Source organism: Microcystis sp. LE19-195.1E (assembly GCF_027532095.1).
Classification (GTDB): Bacteria; Cyanobacteriota; Cyanobacteriia; order Cyanobacteriales; family Microcystaceae; genus Microcystis; species Microcystis aeruginosa.
In genome coordinates this window covers 1-6,541 of sequence record NZ_JAPZSZ010000251.1, presented here as the reverse complement: position 1 = coordinate 6,541, position 6,541 = coordinate 1, and the positions used below count along the sequence as shown (strand labels likewise).

The window sequence follows — 6,541 nt, the reverse complement described above, 5'->3', positions numbered from 1 at the left end:
CTATCGCTTGAATATGTTGGTTAAGTTCTTGTTGTTGCTCTGGAGTCATTTTTGTCTTTTCCCTACTCTTTTCTCTATCCCATACCCAATTGATGCTTTTGTCAAGTAGTTTATTTGTTCTTCAGCTTTGACTTGCTCCCCTATGATTATATTGTATTCAGCAACCTTTTATCAATAATCAGTCACAGTCCATGACACAATCACAGCAACCACAGTCAAGACGGCATGGGAGAGGAAAGATCCGTGTTATCGTAAAAATGGGGATAGATGGGGGGTTTGGTCTTGCAAAATCGGCAAATAGGGATAAAATCAAAACAAGTTAATTTTTTCCTTACCATATCATGTTAACCCCATCGGATAGTAAATTATCTAAGCAGCAGCAGATTCTCTCGGCTGTTTCCGAAGAAGAACAGCTTAAACAGCAACGGATTCAGGAAGTGCTATTGTTAATAGATAGTTTATTCCAAAGAGAGGAAACGACTTTTAGAATTATCATCGACTGTCTTTACGATGTGGGTTCGTTAAATTTAATTAATAAAAAGTTTCATAGTCGTCACTTAAATTTTATTATGAAAGCGATCGCTCGTTTTTCTAAGCCTATATTCAGAATTTATGCTCTCTATTGGGTGAAGAAAAATAGCCCCAAATTAATCACTAATTGGTTGGCTAGTAAGGTTAAATTCTAGCCAAGGATAAACTCCAGAGACAGATGATAGGTAGTGCGTTACGACGGATTGTTACCTTCAAGTCAAAGCAGCAATTTTGGCCGTCTAACGCACCCTACCTTTTACTACTTAGTTGATGATAGGTGGTGCGTTACGACGGATTGTTACCTTCAATTCAAAGCAGCAATTTTGGCCGTCTAACGCACCCTACCTTTTGCTTCGTACCTCACTATTAAGATCTAGGGACTAAATTTGCACCTGTCTGAGATGACGACGGGGATCGGTGGTACGCTGAGATTTAATTTTCTCGTATAATTCCCGTTCGATCGCCGTTAATTCTTTGGGAGTATCGATGACAATTTTGACTAATTGATCGCCGCGTTGTCCTTTATTATCGATCCAACCTTTGCCTCGTAAGCGCAGGGATTGACCGGAACGAATACCGGCGGGAACTTTTACCGTCACCATGCCATCGGGGGTAGGAACTTCGATCGCTGTGCCTAAAACCGCCTCATCGGGGGTAATCGGGACTTCACAGGTTAAATTATCGCCTTCAAAAGCAAAGAAAGGATGGGGTTCTAATTCCACATCGAGAAATAGATCTCCCCGTTGTTTACTCAAGGGATCGATTAGTCCTTTACCCCGTACCCGGAGACGATTACCGGTTTTGGTTCCTGGGGGGATTTTGATATCGATCATTTCTCCGGCTAAATTAACCCGTTTTTGTACTCCTCGCAAAGCTTCCCCAAAACTCAGACGCAGTTTAGCGGTGGAGATGCCGGAAGTGACAGCTTGCGGTGGAGTACGAGCGCCGGCAAAGTCGTTAAAATTGCTAAAATCGCCAAATCCTCCCCCCGGAGTCCCGTAGGAATGGGAACCGGGGCGAGTACCGCCGGAGCGACCCATGCGACCGAGCAGTTCATTGATAAAATCATCAAAGGTGCTGTACTGGCTAAAGTCAAAACCGTCCGAACCAAAGTCAACCCCCGGATTACCACCAGGCCAATTTGATCGCCCGGACTGTTGCCAATATTGTCCAAATTGATCGTATTTTTGGCGTTTTTCGCTATCGGAGAGGACTTCGTAAGCTTCACTAATTTCTTTAAAACGTTCTTCGGCGCTTTTATCGTTAGGATTGCGATCGGGGTGATATTTGACGGCTAATTTACGAAAAGCTTTTTTAATTTCTTCAGCGCTGGCAGTTTTACCTACTCCCAGAACGGCATAATAATCTTTATAATCTGCGGCAGGCATCGATACGCTATCTCCTTAGCAATGAGGATTCAGTCGGGATATTCCTAATCTAACTTAATTTTATCGTTGTCAGGAGTCGGGAGTCGGTCGTCAGGAGTCAGGAGTCAGAGTATAGGGAAATGGGGAGATAGGGGAATAGGGAAATTTCAACTAATACCCCAAAACCCCAAAACCCTAAAATCCCAACACCCAACACCCTTTTTACCTTTAATGTAACGTCCACTTTTTGACTTTTCACTTTTTACTTTTTATCTGGGGAAATTGCCGACGACGACGATACCAAGTTCCCACACCTACTAACAGAGCAATGAGGGTAAAAGCCAGCATCAGGGGCAATATATCGCCTTTTCCTAAAGATTTTAAACCCGCACCCATCATGACAAAGGGTAAAATTCCGGGGACAGTGCCTAATAAAGTACCGATCAAATAATCGCGAAAACGGATAGAAGTTAATCCCGCAACAAAGTTAACGATACCGTAGGGAATAATCGGTAATAGACGGATAGCAAACATATAAAATAGGCCGCCTTGCTGCATTTCTGCATCGATCGCTTGCCATTTTCCCTGAAATTTTTTGGCGGTATATTCCCGGCCAATAGTACGAGTAAAAGCAAAGGCAACTATAGCGGCCACCAAAGCGGCGATCGTTGTCCAAACTGTTCCCATAACTACCCCAAAGATGGCCCCACCACTGAGGTTTAAGGGGGTAGAAGGCAGAATTAAAATTGTCCCGATCGTATAGAGAATAATATACAAAATGGGAGCCATAATTCCCATTTGTTTTAACCAGATCTGTAATTGTTGGGAGTCGATACCACCGATCAGATAAACTCCGATCGCCGTGGCGATAATACAAATTATGGTTAGGATAATAACACTACTTTTAGTTTTAGACATTTAACGGCAATTTTGGGCTAAGTGCGGGTTGTAAAACATAAGATGCAGCTGGGGTTTATATTTCCCTATTGCCAAAAATATAGCAGAAATCGGCATAGGATCGATCTCGATCTCAATATTAGCGGGCTGCCCTATCTGTCCCCAAATTACCCCCGATATCGGTGTGGGTAGTTCAGTTAATCTCCTCGCAAACCACGATCGAAAAACCATTGACTTTATAGCTATTGGCAATTACTGTCCCTTGATCCACAGACCAACAATTATAATCGGTTTCTGCCCAAGCTGCCGTGTCAATAATTCTTAGCCAACGATAATTATTCGATGACGGGGGAAGACGAAAATCCACTGGCAGATAATACATATTAATTAACACCAAAAAATCGTGATCACCGACGGCACTACCATCAATTAAAAACCAAATAGAGCGATCATGGGCAGTTAAATCGCTAACCCCATCGGTTTTTTTAAATAAATAGGTGACACTATTGCCCCCATCGAGAACCAGATCGCCGTAGCGGTGCTGTTTGAGTGCTATATGATTGTTTCTTAAGTGAGCAATATAAGCGGCAAAAATAAATAAAGGATTGCGTTCTTCTTGATTAGTTCCCGTGCCAAAATTATTGTGATAAGCTTCCCGATAACCCGTGGGCAGTAGATGGGGTGAACGAGTGGCAATCATATCATAATTATTCCAAGTGGCCACACTATCAATATTGTAGGGATTATTATTACCATTTTGAGTGCGGCCAAATTCATCGCCCCAGACAGTCATGGGAACACCGCGAGATAAAAATTGAATCGTCCAAAAGTTGCGTAATCTTTGGCGACGTAAGGCCTGATTACCGCCAGAATCCCAAGAATCGTTATTACTATTGCCGCCATCGGAAGGACCAAAAGGCCAGGGATTGAGGTTATTTTTATTGTTATAACTGACTAAATCCATCAGGGTAAAACCATCGTGGGCAACAATAAAATCGATCGATTTGTGTGGTCCGCCTTGGTCGTTAAAATTATGATAATCGCCGTTCACCTGTTCGATGAATTTAAAAGTATTACCATCTCCCTTGCAAAAACGCCGGATTGCATCGCGATAACCGCCATTCCATTCTCCCCAACCCGCAGGGAAATTACCCACTTCGTAACCCCAGATATCCCAAGCTTCGGCGATCATTTCGGCATCGTATTTATTGCCTAATTTCTCGATATTTTCTAACAAAGGATGTTTAGGAAAGAATTGTTTTTGCTTGTGCCAATCTTCTCGTTCATGACTAGAAGGAGTTCGGCCGAGGACGGGGGCCAGATCAAAACGAAAACCATCAACTCCCATGGTTTCTAACCAATAGGTGAGGGAATCAAGAACCAGATTACAGGTGACAATATGGGAAAAGTTTAATTGATTTCCGCAGCCGGTGGCCCCATCGACTAGATAATGTTCATCGGTGAGTTGATAGTATTCCACCACATCAAAACCACCAAAACTAACAAATCCGGTGACATCGTTGCTGCCCCAATTGCCCCCTTCTCCCGTGTGGTTATAGACCACATCGAGATAAACTTCCATACCTTGGTCGTGGAAAGCTTTGACCATGGCCTTAAATTCTCTGGTGGGTCCACCGGGGGAGCGATCATAAGCATAACGGCGATCGGGGGCGAAATAACCAAAGGTCATGTAACCCCAATAGTTACCACCCGGGCGATCATCGGTGTTATTATCGTTAGCGGTTTCTTGGACGGGTAAGAGTTCGATGGTAGTAAATCCTAGTGCTTTTAGGTATTTGGCCATATAGCCGGCTCCCGCATAAGTTCCTCTGTACTGGTAGGGAACGTTGGCCACTTCCTCAAAACCCGTAATTCCCTTGAGAATATCTTCTAAACGACTAGCGGAGGGGTGATTGCTTAAACCGCGCACATGGGCCTCTTGACACTCCCGTTGCCTAAAGGCGTGGGGATTCTTCATTCACGGGGAGATGCCTTGCAAAAGCAGTGCCTTTACTTGGTCTTACTCTCCCTCCAGAAGCAGTAGCGGTATGCCCTACCGCCAAAATTCGTAAACCTTCATCCCGAATATTCTTAGCGGCATTGATAGGGAGCATCTCACTTACGCGATGAGTAATTATACTTAGCCTAAAAGCCACTCTTAATCGTGTCTTGGAACGAAATAGAGGCTTTTAAAGACTGCGTACATGGAGAATTAAAACAAGAATTACCATCGAAAAGCCTATTTTTCCACTAAGTATTTATGCTCATTGCAAAGGTGAGATGCTCCCAACGTTTCAACGTTTCAACGTTTCGCTACTATGATCTCCGATTACCCAACCTAAAATTCCTTTTTTAAAGTGGTCAACGGCTGTCCACACCCAGATTTTGTTTTTTTTGAGCCAACAAAGGTTTCCAATTCATCCAGTTCCCCTACTTCAGGAATTGTTTCTGGGTCATAGGAACCCCTGGCAATAATTCTCCCACAGATTTTACCCAATTAATTACGGTCGTATGATGAACTCCCTTTAGCCTTTCTATTCCTCTAAATCCCATCCCATTAACATAGGCAGTTAGGCATTCTCGCTTCGTTTTTTCGTCATAGCCTTTCTGTTTTTCATAGTTATCAATAAATTGACGGCCACAGGTTACACAAATATGATTTTGTTTACCTTGTTTATTGATGCCATTTTTACGGATATGGGTAGATTTACATTCAGGGCATTGCATTTTGATTTCCTCCATTCATATCTCTATTATGCAACGCCCCTTTTCGTTTTGTCACCAACGCACCGATCCCCGTAACGAGCAAGATACCGGTAATCCCGCCTGGTTCGGGAACCACCACCACCTGAGTGCCTACGAACTCGCCGAACTGCCGGTGAACTGCGGCGGTGGGGTGAAGTCCATCGTAGAACAAATATTCATCCGGATTCGTGCAAACCGTCGTCAGATCCACACAGGGATCGGTGGTGTTTGTTAAGCTGAAACTACTAGGCGAATTGGTGATCGAGGCAAAATAACTAAAGGTATCGATCTCGATCAGATTGATCGTCGGATCATTGCGAAAAGTTGTCAATGAATTCCGTAAAAGGGCATTAAACTCCACGCTAACCGCCGTGGCCGCTGCGCTCGCCCCCGACACCTCCCGCGTCGCCTCTGGTGACAGCCCTAAATCTGGCAGATTGGGAACCAGGATATGAACAGCCCCTGCACTTTTCAGTCCCCCGATAATCGTAATAAGATCGCCAACTGCCCCCGTCAAGGTTGCGCTCGCCCCAGCACTATCCCCTGCGAGTTTCTGTCCGGCTGCGTCGCGAGCGTTATTACTCCCCCCCCAAACCATGTACAGGGCGCTCGATGGGGCGATTCCCCCCGTACTCGTTTGAAATAGGGCAAATTGGTTTAGTAAGCTGGGAGGAGTCGGCGGGGTGGTTCCCAGAGGCCCAGTTCTTGCGCCCCCGAATGCGAAATTCGTCCCTCCCTCTAGGTACGGAGATGCGCTAACCCCCAGACGGGCTGCCAAGGTTTCCACCCAGGTCGGCCCATTGGTCAAGCGACCGCTTTGGTACGCTAGGGAAGGCATCAAACCACCGAAGGGAACGGGTTGATAAGCTTTTACGCATTTAAGTTACATTGACAGCATTACCCTTATTTTTAAGTTTTCTACTCCATTTAATAATCAATCCCCCTTCATTTAAAAGCTGATTGACTACTTTTTCCAGTTCTTCTTTATTTTCAAATTCTCG

4 protein-coding genes and 4 pseudogenes are annotated in these 6,541 nt (G+C 44.5%); 1 reads left to right on the top strand and 7 read right to left on the bottom strand.

Features of this window, described 5'->3' with window-relative positions:
* The first annotated feature begins 341 nt into the window (after positions 1–341).
* Complete coding sequence (locus O9300_RS13925) at positions 342–686, top strand: hypothetical protein (protein WP_002738818.1); 345 nt, start codon at positions 342–344, stop codon at positions 684–686.
* Positions 687–911: 225 nt separating this feature from the next.
* Here O9300_RS13925 and O9300_RS13920 read toward each other — a convergent pair whose 3' ends face one another.
* From O9300_RS13920 to O9300_RS13890, 7 genes and pseudogenes are all read right to left on the bottom strand, one after another.
* Positions 912–1,919 (bottom strand): DnaJ C-terminal domain-containing protein, encoded by a 1,008-nt coding sequence (locus O9300_RS13920; protein ID WP_287972241.1) that lies wholly within the window; start codon positions 1,917–1,919, stop codon positions 912–914.
* A 234-nt stretch (positions 1,920–2,153) separates the two neighbouring features.
* Entirely contained in the window at positions 2,154–2,816 is a 663-nt protein-coding gene (locus O9300_RS13915; RefSeq protein WP_287731350.1) for a TVP38/TMEM64 family protein, read from the bottom strand.
* A gap of 172 nt (positions 2,817–2,988) precedes the next feature.
* Positions 2,989–4,734: pseudogene (locus O9300_RS13910) on the bottom strand (alpha-amylase family glycosyl hydrolase); the annotation flags it as partial.
* 16 nt (positions 4,735–4,750) lie between these two features.
* Positions 4,751–4,900: pseudogene (locus O9300_RS13905) on the bottom strand (RNA-guided endonuclease TnpB family protein); the annotation flags it as partial.
* A gap of 201 nt (positions 4,901–5,101) precedes the next feature.
* Positions 5,102–5,522 (bottom strand): annotated as a pseudogene (locus tag O9300_RS13900) (IS1 family transposase); the annotation flags it as partial.
* Positions 5,509–6,378, bottom strand: coding sequence for an SGNH/GDSL hydrolase family protein (locus O9300_RS13895; protein ID WP_287972237.1), 870 nt, complete (start codon positions 6,376–6,378; stop codon positions 5,509–5,511). The pseudogene O9300_RS13900 and the gene O9300_RS13895, both read right to left, overlap by 14 nt.
* 40 nt (positions 6,379–6,418) lie before the next feature.
* A pseudogene (locus O9300_RS13890) lies at positions 6,419–6,541 on the bottom strand (IS630 family transposase); the annotation flags it as partial.

Bases quoted from the DNA above. Each gene is read 5' to 3' on its own strand.
- O9300_RS13925 (WP_002738818.1), top strand. From the start codon at position 342: ATGTTAACCCCATCGGATAGTAAATTATCTAAGCAGCAGCAGATTCTC.
- O9300_RS13920 (WP_287972241.1), bottom strand. From the start codon at position 1,919: ATGCCTGCCGCAGATTATAAAGATTATTATGCCGTTCTGGGAGTAGGT.
- O9300_RS13915 (WP_287731350.1), bottom strand. From the start codon at position 2,816: ATGTCTAAAACTAAAAGTAGTGTTATTATCCTAACCATAATTTGTATT.
- O9300_RS13895 (WP_287972237.1), bottom strand. From the start codon at position 6,378: ATGCCTTCCCTAGCGTACCAAAGCGGTCGCTTGACCAATGGGCCGACC.